13 protein-coding genes and 1 pseudogene are annotated in these 15,924 nt (G+C 60.3%); 8 read left to right on the forward strand and 6 right to left on the reverse strand.

The features are described 5' to 3' along the window. Positions 1–558 precede the first annotated feature (558 nt). Complete coding sequence (locus AC1PMG_RS12270) at positions 559–954, reverse strand: hypothetical protein (protein ID WP_481109071.1); 396 nt, start codon at positions 952–954, stop codon at positions 559–561. 442 nt (positions 955–1,396) lie between these two features. Between AC1PMG_RS12270 and AC1PMG_RS12275 the strand changes: the two genes are divergently transcribed. After that, on the forward strand, positions 1,397–2,797 hold the full coding sequence (locus tag AC1PMG_RS12275) for a site-specific integrase (RefSeq protein ID WP_481109072.1): 1,401 nt from the start codon (positions 1,397–1,399) through the stop codon (positions 2,795–2,797). 377 nt (positions 2,798–3,174) lie between these two features. Here the strand turns inward: AC1PMG_RS12275 and AC1PMG_RS12280 are convergent, their stop codons facing one another. Further along, positions 3,175–3,513 carry a helix-turn-helix domain-containing protein gene (locus AC1PMG_RS12280; RefSeq protein WP_481109073.1) on the reverse strand — a complete coding sequence of 113 codons (339 nt, stop codon included), beginning with the start codon at positions 3,511–3,513 and terminating at the stop codon, positions 3,175–3,177. Between the two features lie 111 nt (positions 3,514–3,624). Here AC1PMG_RS12280 and AC1PMG_RS12285 point away from each other — a divergent pair, with 111 nt between their 5' ends. The 4 genes from AC1PMG_RS12285 to AC1PMG_RS12300 all read left to right on the forward strand — a co-directional run bounded on the left by AC1PMG_RS12285 (position 3,625) and on the right by AC1PMG_RS12300 (position 6,231). After that, positions 3,625–4,389, forward strand: coding sequence for a hypothetical protein (locus AC1PMG_RS12285; protein WP_481109074.1), 765 nt, complete (start codon positions 3,625–3,627; stop codon positions 4,387–4,389). A gap of 53 nt (positions 4,390–4,442) precedes the next feature. Continuing rightward, complete coding sequence (locus tag AC1PMG_RS12290; protein WP_481109075.1) at positions 4,443–4,757, forward strand: hypothetical protein; 315 nt, start codon at positions 4,443–4,445, stop codon at positions 4,755–4,757. Positions 4,758–4,789: 32 nt separating this feature from the next. After that, positions 4,790–5,134, forward strand: coding sequence for a hypothetical protein (locus tag AC1PMG_RS12295; protein WP_481111664.1), 345 nt, complete (start codon positions 4,790–4,792; stop codon positions 5,132–5,134). 356 nt (positions 5,135–5,490) lie between these two features. Continuing rightward, positions 5,491–6,231 (forward strand): DNA/RNA non-specific endonuclease, encoded by a 741-nt coding sequence (locus AC1PMG_RS12300; protein ID WP_152180818.1) that lies wholly within the window; start codon positions 5,491–5,493, stop codon positions 6,229–6,231. 103 nt (positions 6,232–6,334) lie between these two features. Here AC1PMG_RS12300 and AC1PMG_RS12305 read toward each other — a convergent pair whose 3' ends face one another. The 4 genes from AC1PMG_RS12305 to AC1PMG_RS12320 all read right to left on the reverse strand — a co-directional run bounded on the left by AC1PMG_RS12305 (position 6,335) and on the right by AC1PMG_RS12320 (position 13,416). Further along, positions 6,335–6,667, reverse strand: a complete 333-nt coding sequence (locus tag AC1PMG_RS12305; protein WP_481109076.1) for a hypothetical protein — start codon at positions 6,665–6,667, stop codon at positions 6,335–6,337. A 325-nt stretch (positions 6,668–6,992) separates the two neighbouring features. Then, entirely contained in the window at positions 6,993–7,391 is a 399-nt protein-coding gene (locus AC1PMG_RS12310) for a hypothetical protein (protein WP_481109077.1), read from the reverse strand. Positions 7,392–8,177: 786 nt separating this feature from the next. Next, positions 8,178–12,776 (reverse strand): RHS repeat-associated core domain-containing protein, encoded by a 4,599-nt coding sequence (locus AC1PMG_RS12315; protein WP_481109078.1) that lies wholly within the window; start codon positions 12,774–12,776, stop codon positions 8,178–8,180. A gap of 235 nt (positions 12,777–13,011) precedes the next feature. Continuing rightward, positions 13,012–13,416 carry an H-NS histone family protein gene (locus AC1PMG_RS12320; protein ID WP_481109079.1) on the reverse strand — a complete coding sequence of 135 codons (405 nt, stop codon included), beginning with the start codon at positions 13,414–13,416 and terminating at the stop codon, positions 13,012–13,014. A gap of 170 nt (positions 13,417–13,586) precedes the next feature. On the opposite strand from AC1PMG_RS12320, the pseudogene AC1PMG_RS12325 reads away from it, so the two are divergent. The 3 genes and pseudogenes from AC1PMG_RS12325 to AC1PMG_RS12335 form a co-directional block, all read left to right on the forward strand. Next, positions 13,587–13,685, forward strand: a pseudogene (locus AC1PMG_RS12325) (DUF4236 domain-containing protein); the annotation flags it as partial. A gap of 192 nt (positions 13,686–13,877) precedes the next feature. Beyond that, positions 13,878–14,738, forward strand: coding sequence for a hypothetical protein (locus tag AC1PMG_RS12330; protein WP_481111665.1), 861 nt, complete (start codon positions 13,878–13,880; stop codon positions 14,736–14,738). A 186-nt stretch (positions 14,739–14,924) separates the two neighbouring features. Further along, positions 14,925–15,923, forward strand: a complete 999-nt coding sequence (locus AC1PMG_RS12335; protein WP_481109080.1) for a toll/interleukin-1 receptor domain-containing protein — start codon at positions 14,925–14,927, stop codon at positions 15,921–15,923. The last annotated feature ends 1 nt before the right edge of the window (position 15,924 follow it).

Consider the following 15,924-nt stretch of genomic DNA (forward strand, 5'->3'; position numbering starts at 1 on the left):
TAGGTGGAGGTGTTGGCGTTGCTTGCGCTCGCTGGACATCGACCACCTGCTCGCCACAGGCGGCCGGAGAAATCGTTGTCCGCGTCTCGAATTCCTGGCCTGTGACCAATGGGCCACGCATGGACTCCCCAACACGCCAACGGACCACCTCTTGCTCCGAGTAAGGCGCGTCACCGTGCTGAACGATCTTTCTCTGCACGGAGACCATCGTCGCCTGGACAGCCACGGTAGCCCTGGCTTTAGCGTCGTCCAAGCTTTCATACATCACGCAGCTGCAGGCCATGGCTGCTGATGCTGGCAGCAAAAGAACCAAGCCGAGTAGCGTTTGGCGGATTAAAGTTGTCCTCATATCGGCTTCCCTCCCCTGTGCGGGAATCATAGCCGGCGATGGAAATGGCGGGTCAGCTGCCTATGCCACTGGACTTCATAGGCCTGGAGCATCCTCATAGGAACCGTGGTTCCAGGATCGGTAGCGCCAGGGCACCACGTCCTCAAAAAAAAGCGTGATGCGGGACCTTGGTGCGTCGCCACCCAGCTTATCTTCACTCAGAACGGAGCTTAAAAACGAGATCTAACAGTGACTGGCTCAGCCTTTGGTAATGCTTGATCCAGCAAAGCCGCGCGGAGAGTATTCTCAGCCCCGTCGCTCATTGCTTCAATTCCAAATTTTTTGAGCTCACGCTTCAGCCTGAGGACCACTTCATGGTCCGCGTTTTCGTAACGCTCGCAATGAGCCAGGCTACGACAAGCCACGTTGTATGAGTTGGGATAGCTGCGGGTTGGCGGCCGCCCTCCGATCATGACTTCTTCATCACGCCCTTTGGGATACCAACGTTTTGCTTTATCAAAGCTACCGGCTGGGTGCTCTTTGCGAGATTGACGACGCTCATAGCGAATCAGTGCCGCCCAGGCCTTCGATAAATCTTCCGGTTCAACATTAATCTTTTTAGCCATGGCACAATCAGATTAGCCGAGCGAACTGCAGGCTTTCACTGACCGAACCTACGACAGATTATGAATTTCGCAACACCACTCGGTAGCCTATGCGTAACTGACATTGGCAACAGCGCAGCCAGGAAAAAGCAACATAAGCGTACAAAAACTACCTAACATTTAACTTATATTCATCGAGAGACAATGAAAAATATCGAAGTAAGTTAGCTTATTTAATGCAAACAGTACGTAATTGACTGCGATAAATCGACACAAATTCCCTCGAAACCCTTGGTTTACAAGGCTTCTCGCCGGATAACGAATTGACGGATTCGGGAAGCACCCCATCGGGGCGACCCTAACAACTGAGGTATTCGTCTACACCGCAAATTTTTGTATCGCCCCCGTTGACGAATTTTCGTCCTGTCATATCCCTACTTCCATCTTTCGATGGAAGTGACCCATGACCAGCAACCCCTCCGCAGCACTCAACGATTACATCGATTTGCCCTTCGGCCTCCTGCATTTGGAAGGCATCCACATTGGCCGCTACCGTATCGACCTCGCCATCATTCAAGGCCGGGAAGCGGCCATCAATCTTCAAGAATGCATCCTCGCTGCGCTCGACGAAACCGGACGAAAAAGCGGCCTGAGGAACAGCACGCGCTACCCCGCGCAGCTGCCCATGGGCACGCCGGCGCGCCCTCTGGCCAAGGAGATCGAGGATCATCTGGCCGACATGCGTCGCCGGCAACTGGAGCCCAAAACCATCCAGTCCACTGAGCGCACGTTGAAGCTACTGCTTCTCACCTGCGGCAACATCTCGGCGGCTCGAGTGGACTATTACCACATCCAGGCGCTCTGGAAACTGCTGCGCTGGGCCCCAAGGAACCTGGTGTCGGATCCACTGCTGAAGGACCTCTCCTTCGACGAAGCGATAGCGCTGGGGAAAGAGCAAGACGTGCCGCCGCTCTCGCCTGCCACGGAAGAGCGTCACCGCCGATTCCTTGTTGCCTTCTTCAACCACTTGGTCAACGGACAAGCCATCGACTTGTCGCCGATGAAGGCGTTTCGGAAGCCCAAGAAAGATCACACCATCGACCCGGACAAGGCGATCCGCTTGTTCGAGGATGCAGACCTAAAAGCCATTTTTGACCCCGCAACCTTCATCCCTTGGGCCAAGAAGCCGCAGTATTGGTGGGCACCGATGCTAGGCTTGTATACCGGTGCCAGGGTCAACGAAGTCTGCCAGCTGAAGTTGACCGACATCATCGAGGAGCGCGGCGTTTGGTGCATCGCCTTCCAAAAGACACTCGACCCAGACCTGGCCGCAGACCCAAAGCGACGGCGGCGTAGCCGGCAAAGCATGAAAGGCGCGGGCTGCATGCGCATCATCCCCATCGCCAAGCCGCTATTGGAGGCAGGCTTCTTGGAGTTCGTGGAGGACATGAAAGCGATCGGCCATCATCGGCTGTTCCCGCTGCTCTCCGCGGGCGTAAACCGCACGACAGGCGAGACCAATGCGCGTTACAGCCAACAGTTCGTGGTGGACTTTGGGCGCTACCTGAAGAGCTTGGGCTTCGCGAAAGGAATTGGGTTCCATGCTTTCCGCCACACCCTAGCCACCGAGCTCGATGTCAACGACGTGCCGGAGAAGGAGATTGCGTTGGTCACCGGCCACAGCACCGACCCACGGGACCGGGTCCAGGTGCTGCGCAGGCACTACCTCCACAAGAAGCCCCAAGTGACACGAGGAAAGCAGATCAGCGCTTTGGAGCTGTATCAGCCCAACGTGGAGTTGCCGCGCTACCAGCGGGGGCAGTTCGATTCGTGCTTGGCCGATCCGAGCAAGTTCTATCCGTAACGTATTGTTGCTCGCCGAAGCACCACTCGGGCGGCGTAAATTTCGAATGAGCAGTAATACTCTTTTAAAGGGAGGAGGAACACGCCCTCCTCCCCTTTTTCCATTACTTCTCGTGGAAGTGATGGTTGTTCAAGCTGGGTGGAAACCGCTCCCCCTTTTGAACATGGCGGTCGTAGGAAGCACCAGCGTATTTATTGTCTACATCGCTGTATTGCCCGTAGGTTCCGGTCTTGGGGCATTCCTGCCCGGACCAATAGTTTCCACCAGCCATAACAAACTCCTTCTGCTAGATGTTGGCAAAACAATCCGTCGGAGACCCTCTCCGACCAAGATAGGATAAGTGACGCCAGTCTCGTTTTGTGAGACAAAACGTCAGCCTAGCTCGTTGCCTTCCCAACCAGTTCCTGCAGGCGCTCTAGCGCCTCCCTTTGCTTGGCCGGCGGTAGTCGCGATACCAGCAGAATGATCTCCGCAATCAGGTCTGAAGTGGCATGAAAATAGGCCACCGGCAAGTCCAGCGCCTTGGCCAACGCCTCCGCGGTCGCAGGATCAGGGTCATGTTGCCCCGTCTCGTAACGGCTCACCCGCGTGGCTCCTGAGACGCTGTCCACCATCCCAATGCGCTCGGCGAGTTCTGCCTGGGTCCAGCCCATGGCCATCCGCGCACTCCGCAGGCGCGTGCCATAGACCGTGGCCGGTGTCTTGGGTTTGGGCATCGAGAAGATTGCACGAAAGCTGAATTCCCTCAGTGTGCCGCTTGGATGCCGGCTTCTCATCTGCGATTATCGTAAATGCCGCCAGGCCGGCGGTCTACAGGGGCTTTTCCTATGAAGCACGCAGGACAAGGAGCGTTCGCTGCGCTCCTGGCATTGATGCTGGTCGCTCCCGGCTCCGCCCACGCTCAGGACCGCTCAGACCCCAAGCCCGGCTTCTTCCGCCAGCTCGGCGGCAGCCTCAAGGACGCGGGCAAGCAGATCGTGGGCATCAGGCCGAACGCAGACGGTAAGTCGACCGTCCAAGCCAGCAACGGCCCCCTCTACACGCCCCTCAGCGGCGCCAGGACGCTGCCCGGGCTCTTCAAGGGCGACAACCACCAAGCGGCGCAGGCCGGCCGACTGGAGTGGCCTCGGGTCGCACTGACGTTCACCGAGTGGGGCGTCTCTCTGCCCTGCTGGACCGTGGAAGCGCGTATCTGGTCCGACCCCGCGACCTCGAGCACGGAGACCTTCCGCGCCTGCGCCGACGCTCCGCTGACCGACACCGACGACTTGGGCGAGACGGCCGAGCTCAACACGTCCGCTTTGTGGAAAGGCCGCGACACGCTGACCGGTATCCGAGTGCCGGCCAGCAAGCCGAACACGGGCTCTCAGCGCTCCACGGGCCCCACCCCACCGGCGCAGCCCTTTGTGGTCAACGTCAGCCGGCCGGGCGTCGCCGATCGCGCCGTCGACGTCGCCCTGCGCGTCGCCTGGGTCTCGGGCTTCCTCCAGACCGCGGATCTCCATCCGGGAGCCAGCGGCCTGCTGACGCCCTTCAAAGACACCCGGCTTTGGACTGCTGGCTTCAAGCCCGACGGCAACCGAGACAAGTAGCAAGCCCCTGCCTCGCCACCTCCCCCATCACCATCCCTCAGCAAAGGAACGACATGAAAAACGCATGGATCGGCCTGGTCGCGTTGACCATGGCCCTGGGTCTGACCGCCTGCAGCGGCAAGCCCTCGAACGACAACGCCAAGCAGGCCCTGGTGACCCTGCTTGAGCAGAGCGGCGCCGGCCGAGTGAGCGACATTCGGGACTTCGAGCTGAGCGGCTGCACCAAGGCCGAGGACGCCGACGGCTACCGCTGCGACACGCGCGGCCAGGTCGTCCTCGAGATTGCCGGTCGGCAGGTCCCCGTCCCCGTCAACAAGAACCTGAGGTATGCCAAAGCCGACGGCACGTGGAGGGCCTACGCCAAATGACTACCCATCCTGATCCGATCGCCCCCGCGTCGATGGGCGTGGTCCACCCGCTTCCCGGCACCGGAGCGCCGCGTGCTGCGCCCAAGAAAGTGCTGACGCCCCACAACCGCTTCTTCTGGTGGTTCTCGCTGAGCCTGCTCTTCCTGGGCCCGCTGGGCTTCATCGTCGGGCCTTTGATGGCCCGGCGGGGTCTGCGCAAAGCAGAGCGACTCTGCCCGGGCGCCGCCTACGCAGCTCGGCAGCGCGACAAGGGGTTCACTGCTGGGCAGTGGTGGGTCATGACGCCGCTGGCTCTGATGGGAGCCTTCTGGATCTTTTCGCTGCTGAGCGGGCTGCCGATGGTGTTGCTGGTGCTGTGGGTGCAGCTGACCAGTTGATTCCGATAGAGCATCCGCATCAAAAAGCCCGGGCAATCCGGGCTTTCTTTTTGCTCCATACCTCGCCCGTATTGCATGGCCATGGAAGCCGTTTTACAGCGACGAAGTCTTCCGACCAAGTCACACCTTGGCCAATCCGCGGTTGACCCGCTCAGCTCGCTGTTAGATACATGTCGCAACCGCGTGCCACTCCGTGGCAAAGGGGCGCGGTTGTCGTCTCTCCCACCACACCGGCATTGCGCCGGTCTCGGCTGTCTGCTCCACCTCTGTCAACTCGCGCGTCTCTCAACAGGCACGGCCCTTGTCCGTGCGTGCTGGGTTCGTGCGGCCTGCCTAAACACATGGAGAAGTGCACTATGCGATTCCGGATCTTCCTCGCCGTCTTCCTGTTCACCACCGCCAGCGCAGCAGCGCAGGCCCAGGTCGTCACGCTCAACAAGGGCGGCTTTATCCTGACCTACGACTGCACCGAGCACACCGCCACGCGCTACGAATACTCGCTCAACGCGGACACCGGCTCCGCAGCTCGTCCGTCCGATTTCAAGCTCGACACCACCCTGCCGAGCGGCTGTGGCGGTCAGACCTCGACAAAGTCCTACGCCAGCGTTCGCTCGGGCTACGACCGCGGCCATCTGGTCACGTCCAATCACATGGACTACAACTCGACCTACATCGTCCGCGCGAACCTGATGTCGAACATCGTGCCGCAGGTTTCGGGCTTCAATCAGGGCATCTGGGTGAGCGCGGAAAATGTCGCCGAGTGCTACCGCGATATCCGGCCGGTGAAGGTCTACGGCGGCGTGGTCTTCGGCGACACGTCGAACGACTACTTCCTCTCGAGCCACGGCATCCGAACGCCCGAGTATTTCTGGAAGACGATCATCACCACGGACCCGAGCACCGGCGCCGAGAAGGCTATCAGCTGGATCATTCCGAACCAAACCGGCCTGGGCAGCCTGGACGACTACATCGTGTCGATCGCCGACCTGGAAGAGCTCATCGGTGCCAGCAATGTCGGCATCACCGCATCGTCTGCGGTCAAGAACATGCTGCCGGCGACGACGTGGAAGCTGCCGAGCAACTGCGACCTGAGCTGAGCACGCGACGGCCTTGCAACGCGTTTCCTCGAAAGCCCTGGGTCACCACCTGGGGCTTTCTCTTTGTGCTACGAGGAGAGTTCCGCTCTCCGGAAGCATCCGCTCAACTGGTCGCGTCGCCCTTGAGCACGAGCAACGGCTGGCCCGCGGCGGAGCCGATCGGCAGCCGGGACTCGGCGCCAGGCGTGACGACGACGACGGTGATGACCTCGTCCTTCAGCGAGTTGATTTGCACGAATTTCAGACCCGCCTTCTCGAAGACATAGGCCTTGAACAGCGGCGACAGGCTGACGTTTTGTTTGCCGGGGGGAATGCGCTCTCCCATGCCCTCGATGACGTCGGCCGGGTTCAAGGCAGGCTCCGCTGCCTTGGCGAGCGGGCACAACCCGGCGGCCATCATGGCCACGCCGATCACTATTCCGGAGAAGGATTTCATCGGTCGATCCTTGAGGTATGCGGCCACATAGACGCTACTGCTGGGCTGAAGGGGCCGCAAGCGCCGCCCATAGGCTGGGAAAAACCGTCTACGGGATTGGACAAATTTACCCATGAAGTCGAGCCGCGACCCTACCCGCCTGGCCGATATCAGACCCCACCCCAGCCTGGCGAAAAGCAAAGGCCCCGCATACGGGGCCTTTGATCGTCGGCGCTCAGCTGAAGGTTCTGGCCTCCTTCCCACGGCCATGATGGAGGGCAAAGCAAGGCAACCGGCTGGCTGAAGCGTGAGCAGCTACTGGACAGAAGCGCTATTACCCGCCAGGTTAATTAACCGGTCCAATCGGATAATCAACACCAGGCACGATTTCGGGTTCGGTAAAATCGCAGGCATTGGCAGCCAACTGGCATGCCTCCTGTTTGCTGAAGGGCGGATTTCCCGAGAGGGAGACCTGAATACTGTAATCCGGCGGAAGCTCCTGACAGCCGCCTTTTCCGTTGCAAACCACACTGATGTCCCCACAGCCACCCGTGATGCTGAGCTGAATGGCGGAACTAAGATCCCCACCCTGCCAATGCTTATTGTTGCAAAAGTAAGCGTTCTGTCCGATCACCTTTCCTGAGGCGTCGAAATAGATCCGATTAATTGATTTTTGCCGTGCAGCGTCAGCATTAAACGCGAGTGCCAAGCCACCAACGATGATAAAACACGCAATGAATCGCATAACCATCTCCTTGTTCGCGATTGGATTTCACTCCTAATGGATTATCCATTAGTGGACGAATAACCTATCCGCCGTCGCTGGTGTAGCACGCCCGCTCAGGTTCCGGCACAAGTTAAAACAGTCCTTAGAGAATTTTTTTCGCTTTATGGGATAGACATCTAAGTTAGAACAATAGCGCTACCAGCAGATAAGGAAAGCCTGTGGCTCGGAGGGGCGCCGTCCACGGGGTTGGACGAATGCATCCGCAAAGTCGCGAGCCGCGGCCCTACCCGCTTGGCCGATCTTAGGCCCCAGCCCAGCCGGGCGAAAAGCAAAGGCCCCGCGTGCGGGGCCTTTGATCGTCGGCGCTTAGGTGGAGGTTCTGGCCTCCGTCCCCCAGCCATGGTGGGTGAAGTGGCCTGGACGATGGAGAGAGCTTGCCTTGGCAAGCAACGAAGACCAATCAGACACTTCCCCGCCGTAATGTCAGAAAAAACCGCATGCGCCGGACTGGGGGTGTGTTGCACAGGAGCGAGCAACCTCTACCCAAGGCTATCTCTAAGTCTTAATCGCCATCAATCTTCAGCGCTCTTCTTATTGATGGACTATCAATACAAATAGTCTTCCCAAGAGTTTCTCCGAGCTTATCAAAAACGTCCCATTGGTCCACAGACTCCACGGACGGAATTTCTATCTCCGTGTAAAAGTCGACCCGATCGCCTAAAACCCTATCCACGCGAACATACCATCGCCCATCACGAGCGTGGGTAGAAACCAAATGGCGATAATCTTCAAACATGGCGTTCCTCATTGTGGCCAGCCGTGGAAAGGAGGCTCAGGCCTATTATTGAGACAAGCATTCAATCTTTCTTCAGCCGAACCATAGCACCTCGCTGCGCTTCCCTTCTTGACTCGGCCAGCCCTTTCCGCACGCCCCAGTCCTCTGCATGTCGCAAGCTCTGCTTCGTATCGTTGATGACAGAACTCAGATTCATCAGGATCATCTGGGCACATTGCATTGCCGATAGCATGCCCAGTGACACCACCAACGATGGAGCCAAGTGCTCCTCCAGCAGGACTAACGGCCATTGCTCCACCCGCTGCACATGCCGCGGCACCAGGACCTGCTGGGGCACATACAAATCCACCGCCAATCGCCCCAGCAACACCACTGCCGTAGTAACCAACAACCCCTCCGCAGATAGCACCAGTAGTCGTATAGCTAGCCACGCACGCTTGGTCCTTCTCAAGCCCCATATGATCAGAAAAAATCAATGGGCTGGATTCAACGTATGCCCAAGTGCTGGCGCCGCCACTCAGTCCGATCGGATCACTCTGCCCATATCGCCCAGTGCTCGCGTCGTAGTCCCGGAAATAGTTTTGGTTGAGTCCCGTGGAGCTGTCGTAACGCTGCCCGGGGAAGCGCAGGTTGAACACGAACGCGGTGCCGTCGTTGTCCGGATCCTGGTTCGGCGACGTGTTGCCGAAGGCCTCGCCCTTGATGTCCCAGGCCCAGATGGCAACGTCGCGCACCGAGTCGATCACTGCCCGTGGCGCTCCCAGATGGTCTGGCTGCACATAGTTCAGCCCGGTCCCCGCCAGCACGCCCACCGGCAAGTCATCGAGCCAGATCGCCTGCTGGAGGGCCTTGCCGTTGGTGTCGTAGTCGCCCATCCAATGGCCGGCTTCGTCGTAGACGGTGTAGGTGTTGGTGGCGCCGAGGAACCGGCGCACCTGCTCGCCCCGCTCGTTGTAGCGATACTCCATCGCCAACGTGCCGTTGCGCGTGGCTTGGCTCATGCGCCCCGTCGCGTCGTAGGCGAACGAGCGGGCCGTGCCATCGATGGCTGTGGTGTTGCCCACAGCGTCATAGCTGCGCGTGGCGCCCCCCACGCTGGCCAGACGGTGGCTGTCGGTTGGATAGGTGTAGGTCTGGCTGGTGCCGTTGACCTGGGCGCTGAGGCGATTGCCGGTGGCGTCGTAGCTGTAGCCGTCGATCACCGTGCCGGTCGGGCCGTCCTTGAAGGCGGTCAGCCGATTCAGATTGTCGTAGCCCAACTTCACCACGGGTGCGGTATTGCCCGGCGCGGTCAGCGCAGTGAGGTTGCCCGCCGGGTCGAAGCCGAACCCGATGTTGAGGCCATCCTTGCGGCCGTCTTGGATCGCCAGCGGGCGGTAGTTCTTGTCCAGCACGCGCTGTAATGGCCGGCCGTTGCCATAGGCCCAGCCAGCGCTGGGGCCGAACGGGTAATAGGTCGCGCCGCTCAGCAGTTTTTGACGCGCGCCGCCGGCGGGCGTGACCCCCACTTCCGTTGTTTGTCCCAGCGCATTGCGCACGTAGTCCACCACCGCGCCGTCTGGATAGGTGACTTGGCTGAGGCGGCCACCCTTGGTGTAGGCATAACGCAGCGCGAACGCCTTGCCGTTGGTGGTCTGCACCTTGCGCACCACGCGCCCGAACCGGTCATAGCAATACTGGGTCGTGCCACTGCCGTCCTGCAGCCTGCTCAAGCGGCCCAGCGCGAACGTTTCCCCAGCCGCGCACACGTTCTGGCTGGCATCGTAGGTGTAGGTGGCGATCAGCGCCTTGTCGGCATAGGTGGTCTTGGTCAGGCGCCCCAGCGCATCGTAGAGGTAGCTGGTCTTGGTCCCGCGCGCATCGGTCTGCGTGACCATGTCGCCGGCACTGTTGTAGGTATAGCTGGTCACACCCGTGTCGGGACTGGTCAGCTTCAGCAGGTCGCCCAGGCCGTTGTATTGGTAGACCGTGGCCAGGCCCTTGGGATCGGTGACCTTCGCGATGTGGTCCAACGTGTCGTAGTCGAACTGGGTCTTGGCCGCGATGCCGCCGACGTCTTGTGTGGTCTGCTTGACCCGGTTGAGCGGATCGTAGTCCGTCTGGGTCTTGTGCTTGAGCGCGTCGGTGACCAACTGCACGTTGCCGTTGTCGTCGTAGCTGAAGTCGGTCGGATCGGCTTCGGCCGTGGCCTGCGTCGCCAACTGGCCAATTCGGTTGTAGATCCGCGACAGCGTGTGCGTGAGGGTGCCCGACGCGTCCTTGGTGTCTTCCTTGGCCCGGTTGCCCGACGGATCCAGCGTGTAGTGGATGTTGTTGCCGGCGCCATCGGTCACGTCGGTCAAGCGATGCGCGGCGTCGTAACCGTAGGTGACGAACGTGCCGTTGGGATCGGTGACCTTTTTGACATTCCCTACCTCATCGTAGGCCACGACCGTGGTCTGGTCCTGGTCGGACGGTGTGCCATCCGCGTTCGCGCGCAGCGTGCTTGAGTCCGTCCAGCCGCGTGGCGTGTAGGTGAGGTCCCGGATCAGGCCATTGGCGTCCTGGGTGCGCGTCGGGCGCCCATTGCGGTCGTAGGCCACATAGGTGGCGGCCCGGCCCAGCGCATCGATGACCTGATACAGATCCCCAGCGCGATGGCAGGCGCCACCGACAGTGGCGCAGCCGGATTCGTCGGCGGCCAGGTAGTAGCGGTAGCTGATGGTGTCCGCCACGTCCGTGCGCGGGCCGTCCTGACTCAGTACCAGGCCGACCTGCGGGCACTGCGTGCCGTCGACGCTATCGCAGTAGCTGGTCAGCCACTGGCGCACGCCAGTCGGTGCGTTGGCAGTGCTGCCGCAGTTGTAGCTCATGGCGGCGGATACGGCCGGATCAACCTCGCAACGTGCCGTCTGCTGACCGCGTGCGTTGTAGGCCCACATCGTCTTGGCGGTCGTGGCGCCGGCCGCATCGAGCACCGTGCGCGTCAGCGGCACGCGCAGGATGGTGTTCCAGGTGGTGTTCGTCGTGCGCTGCTGCGCAGTCCCCGACGCATCGATCTGCTGGGTCAGCAGGCCACCGGCCGTGTAGGTGGTCTTGGTCACCGTGCCCTTGAAGTCGGTCCTCGACGCCGGATACCCGTTGTCGTCGTAAGTCAGCGCCTTCCAGGGCTGATTGCATTGTTGACCGCACGGCACGCTGGCCCCGGTCGGCTTGAGCGAGCCGTAGCCGGTGTCCGTGTAGGTCAGAAAGGTTCTGAATCCAAGGGGCGAGGTGACTGCGGCCGGGGTGGCCCAGTTGGAGGTGGAGGCCGAATACTCGACCGAGATGGCATCGACGTTGCCGGCGAAGCTCGACGCAATCGCATCGCCACTGCTGGCATAGCGCGTGGTTTCGAAGCGCACGCCCTTCTCGTCGATGACGCCGGTCAGCGCGGTCGGCTGACTCTTGTTGGACGTGAGCGAGGCCTCGTTGTAGACGTATTGGCGCGTCTTGCCGTCCGGATACTGCACCGAGGTCAGGTTGCCGATGCTGTCGTAGCCGTAGGTCAGCGCGCCGCCGTCGGGCAAGGTGACGGTGGCCAAGCGGTTGTTGCTGTCGTAGGCGAAGCCGAGCGAGCGACCGCCCGCATCGGTGACCCGCTGCAGCAGGTTCGGCGGCGGTTTGCTGCCGGCGACCGGCGGCAGGTCGCTGTAGTCCAGGGTCAGCACGGTCTGGCCCATGCGATCGAACACCGAGCGCAGCAGGCCGGCGGTGTCGTAGAGCTCGGTCTGCTGGGTCGCCGCCACCGCCAGGGAGTAGCCCAGCAACACGCCGGCGCTGTCGCGGCGCTCGGTCAAGGTATCAGCGATGTCCGGATCGGGCGCCCACGCGCCGTTGCTGAGACGAAACCGTTCCACCACACCGTCAGGCCGTTGGACATCGATGAAGCTGCCGCCATTGGCGACACCCGACAGCATCAGATCCAGTCGACGCTCGAAGGAGTGGCGCCACTGCTTGCCCAGCGTCACCGCGGTCACGAAGGTCTTGCTGTTGTAGAAGCGGCGCAGCGTCAGCCAGGTTGGCGAATCGTAGTCGGTGTCCTGGCGGAACATGTTGCCCGTGGACGTGTTGATCGGGTCGCCTTCGAAGGCAGTTCCCCGATGCACCCCGCCTTGCTTCAGCGCGGCGTTGCCGCTGCTGCCATGCGGGCCGGTGCTGTCGCCAGCCTGGCCGAGCCCACCAGTGCACCCGGTGTTGCAACTGCCCGTGTTCTTGACCGGCTGGCCTTCGCCCACAATCTTGTCGTTGGCGTAGACATAGCCCCACCAATGGCCGTTTTGATACACGGTCGCAGCCGCAAAGCCGTCGCTGTAGGACACGGTAAAGACGGGCGGTTTTTCGCAGCCATTGGATTGACACACCCGCATGGCGCCATCGATGACGAACTGCACCGCCTCGTTCACGGTCGCAAACGATTGCGAACCATTGCTGGAATCCCCGACATACGGCGGTCCATATTGCCGCTTCGGGGTGACCGCCACACTGGGGAAGGCCGCCAGCGCGCCAGTAAGCAGCAACAGGCAGGCACCGCCGAAACGGCGGGCGGCACGAACGTGGGGGTTCGGCATAGCTTCGTCCTTGAGCATCGATTGAGTTGTGGGCCCGCAGCCGCAACGTGCGGCTCCTTGGCGGCGCCAATCTTACCGAGCTTTGTTGCAAATTCTGAGACAGGCGTTGGATTTTTTCGCCTCAGAGATTCCCGCCTGACGACCAGGCGCCAAGCGGTCGTCCCTTGACCTACTCGGCGCTCTTTGGCCCATCGCTGGGGGGCTCAGGACAAGTCCTAGGCTCCCCACTTCCTCCCCGCATCCCCGTCGCCGCTCAGCCCGGATACTTCGGGAACTTCTCGTCCGGGTGACTAGCCTTCCACTGCTTGTAGGCCGCCGTGCCTTCCCACGCCTTGAACGCCAGCGGAGTGCGTCCGCGACCCGACCAGGTTTCCTGAGTGTGCGGAAGCCAGTATTTGGGAGCGACTTCCTTCTTGGCCTGGGCTGACGCAGCCTTGCGGCCACGGCCCGGGCTGCTGGCCCCAATGGCGACGGACAGCTCGGCCTTCTGTTTCGGGGTGAAGTGCTCGCCGTATTGGCTCAGCAGGCTCGTGATCTCCGCAAAAGCGGCAGCGGCCTGTTCTTGGCGGAGCGCTGCTTCCTGCTCTTCAAGCTTGCGGAGTTCTTCTTCGATCTTGGCCTTGGCAGAAGTAATCGATTCCAACGTTTTCTTACTCATTCAGCATATCGCCTGTTAGGAACATGGGTCTTCCCGGAAGCAAAGAGTCTAATTGAAGTGGCCATCAACTCGCTTGCGCATTGCCCTATCCAGCGACAAGCAACAGCAGCTTACGGCTACGCTGACCATGCTATAAAACTGCTCGGCATGGAGCCTAAGGGGGGCTTAGCATGGGGCTGTATTTACGCAAGAGCATTCGGGTGGGGCCGCTGCGCTTCAACCTATCCAAGGGCGGTGTCGGCGTGTCCGCCGGCTTCAAGGGATTCCGGGTAGGCACCGGCCCTCGGGGCAACTACGTGCATATGGGAGCCGGCGGCATCTATTACCGCACCACCATCCCTTCCGGATCCCCGCGCTTGAGTCCAGCTTCACCACGTGGTCCCGCGCGCCCGTCTTCTGGAGCCTCGCCCTATCAGCCGCCCAGCCGGCAACCACCCGACTTTTCAAATACGCATGGACCGATGGTCGAAATCGACTCAGCCAGCGCGACCACGATTGTGGACTCGTCCTCTAAAGCATTGCTGGAAGAGCTAAACGCAAAGAAGAAGAAATGGCGCATCTGGCCCGGCGTCGCCGTGGCTTCAGTGCTGACGCTTTTGATCGCGGCCGGCAACCAAGCCCCGAACTGGGCACTGGTCGCGCTGGCCATTTTAGCAACGGGAGCCATCATCGCGGCGCACCAGAAGGATCAGCTTCGGAAGACCGTGGTTTTGATGTATGAGCTAGACGAGCAGATGGAGAAGGCCTTAGAGGCACTTCATGCAGGAGCCAATGCTCTAGCGTCAACGAGCGCTACTTGGCACGTGTCCTCCCATGCCGCGGTATTTAACCGCAAATATCACGCTGGGGCTGGAACTGTGGTTCAACGCAAACCCACGCGCTTTGTTCCAGCCCCACCGCCGTTTGTTAAGACCAACGTCCAGACCATCTCCGTCAGCGTCGGGACGCAGACTCTCCACTTCTTCCCAGACCGTGTCTTGATCTACGACACGAATGGCGTGGGTGCGGTGAGCTACAGGAGTTTGCAAGTCTTAGTTTCATCGACTCGTTTTATCGAGGACGGCGGCGTTCCGCGTGACGCGATGGTCGTTGATCGCACGTGGCGTTATGTCAACAAGAAAGGAGGCCCGGACCGTCGTTTCAAGGACAACCGGGAGATCCCAGTCTGCCAATACGAGGAAGTGGCCTTGCGCAGTAACACCGGTCTGAATGAGCTAATACAAGTATCCAGGCTCGGGGCAGCCGCCGGGTTCGCTTCGGCCATCACGCGGCTGTCTAGGGTTATGCCCTCGGAAGTAGGCACAGAAAAGGCCACTAGCTAACTGGACCAAGCCCCGCAGGTTGCGCCCTAGTCCCAAGCGCTCCCAACGCCTGAATCCAGCATCAGCCTCACCTGACGTCAGGTGGACCGCTGACACTTGGCAACATGAGCGCTTTCACCCTCAGCCCCCTTTTGCTGCTTTAGTTACACTCAAGTTCACCGCACCAATACTTCAAGGAACTTCTTCGTGCCCAGCGTCTTTTTTTCTTATTGCCACGTAGATGAGGATCTGCGAGACCAGCTTGAGAAGCAGCTGGCGATGCTCAAGCGCCAAGGAGTCATCGAGACTTGGCACGACCGCCGCATCATAGCCGGCCAAGAGCTCGACAAGACCATCAACGAGCACATCAATAACGACGACATCATCCTCCTCTTGGTCAGCCCTGACTTTATCGCTTCAGCGTATTGCTACGAAAAGGAAATGCTCCGGGCACTTGAACGGCACGATGCAGGCGAAGCCACGGTCATCCCAGTTATTCTGAGGGCTTGCGAATGGCAATACGCGCCCTTCGGCAAGTTGATGGCAACGCCGCGGGACGGCAAGCCCGTAAGACAGTGGCCCGACTCGGACGAAGCATTTCTTCAAGTCGCGCAAGCTGTTCGAGCTGCTGCCAACCAGCGCGCCCTAACGCAAGCCAGCCCGTCGGTCAGAGACCAGTCCAGCTCTTCGGCTCCGACCTCTGCCGACCGCTCTGATGGCAGCTCCCAAGTAGGTTCAGGCCCTCGCTCCAGCAACCTCCGGCTGGCGAAGACATTCACCCAACGAGACAAGGATCTCTTCAAGACCGAGACCTTTGAATACATCGCCAAACATTTTGAAAACTCACTCAGCGAGCTCCAGACGCGCAACCCGGGCTATGAAACGTCGTTTCGGCGAGTGGATTCTCTCCGCTTCTTCGCCACGATTTACCAAGATGGGGACTACGTGGCTCGGGCGACCATCTACATGGGCGGGATGCTCGGAGGTATCAACTACGTCCAAGGCGAGACGCTGGACAGCAACTCGCTGAACGAGTCGCTCTCGGTTAGTTATGACGAACAATCGCTTTTCCTCACGAGCATGGGGATGTCCGGGTTTGGAACAACTCGTGGACAGAAATTGACCCAGGAAGGTGCCGCTGAGCTTTTCTGGGAACAACTTATCGGCCCTCTGCAGAGCGGCAGTAGCCATTCAAGGAGACGCTGAA

The organism is Xanthomonas sp. NCPPB 2250 (assembly GCF_056725265.1).

Bases quoted from the DNA above. Each gene is read 5' to 3' on its own strand.
- AC1PMG_RS12270 (WP_481109071.1), bottom strand. From the start codon at position 954: ATGGCTAAAAAGATTAATGTTGAACCGGAAGATTTATCGAAGGCCTGG.
- AC1PMG_RS12275 (WP_481109072.1), top strand. From the start codon at position 1,397: ATGACCAGCAACCCCTCCGCAGCACTCAACGATTACATCGATTTGCCC.
- AC1PMG_RS12280 (WP_481109073.1), bottom strand. From the start codon at position 3,513: ATGCCCAAACCCAAGACACCGGCCACGGTCTATGGCACGCGCCTGCGG.
- AC1PMG_RS12285 (WP_481109074.1), top strand. From the start codon at position 3,625: ATGAAGCACGCAGGACAAGGAGCGTTCGCTGCGCTCCTGGCATTGATG.
- AC1PMG_RS12290 (WP_481109075.1), top strand. From the start codon at position 4,443: ATGAAAAACGCATGGATCGGCCTGGTCGCGTTGACCATGGCCCTGGGT.
- AC1PMG_RS12295 (WP_481111664.1), top strand. From the start codon at position 4,790: ATGGGCGTGGTCCACCCGCTTCCCGGCACCGGAGCGCCGCGTGCTGCG.
- AC1PMG_RS12300 (WP_152180818.1), top strand. From the start codon at position 5,491: ATGCGATTCCGGATCTTCCTCGCCGTCTTCCTGTTCACCACCGCCAGC.
- AC1PMG_RS12305 (WP_481109076.1), bottom strand. From the start codon at position 6,667: ATGAAATCCTTCTCCGGAATAGTGATCGGCGTGGCCATGATGGCCGCC.
- AC1PMG_RS12310 (WP_481109077.1), bottom strand. From the start codon at position 7,391: ATGCGATTCATTGCGTGTTTTATCATCGTTGGTGGCTTGGCACTCGCG.
- AC1PMG_RS12315 (WP_481109078.1), bottom strand. From the start codon at position 12,776: ATGCTCAAGGACGAAGCTATGCCGAACCCCCACGTTCGTGCCGCCCGC.
- AC1PMG_RS12320 (WP_481109079.1), bottom strand. From the start codon at position 13,416: ATGAGTAAGAAAACGTTGGAATCGATTACTTCTGCCAAGGCCAAGATC.
- AC1PMG_RS12330 (WP_481111665.1), top strand. From the start codon at position 13,878: ATGGTCGAAATCGACTCAGCCAGCGCGACCACGATTGTGGACTCGTCC.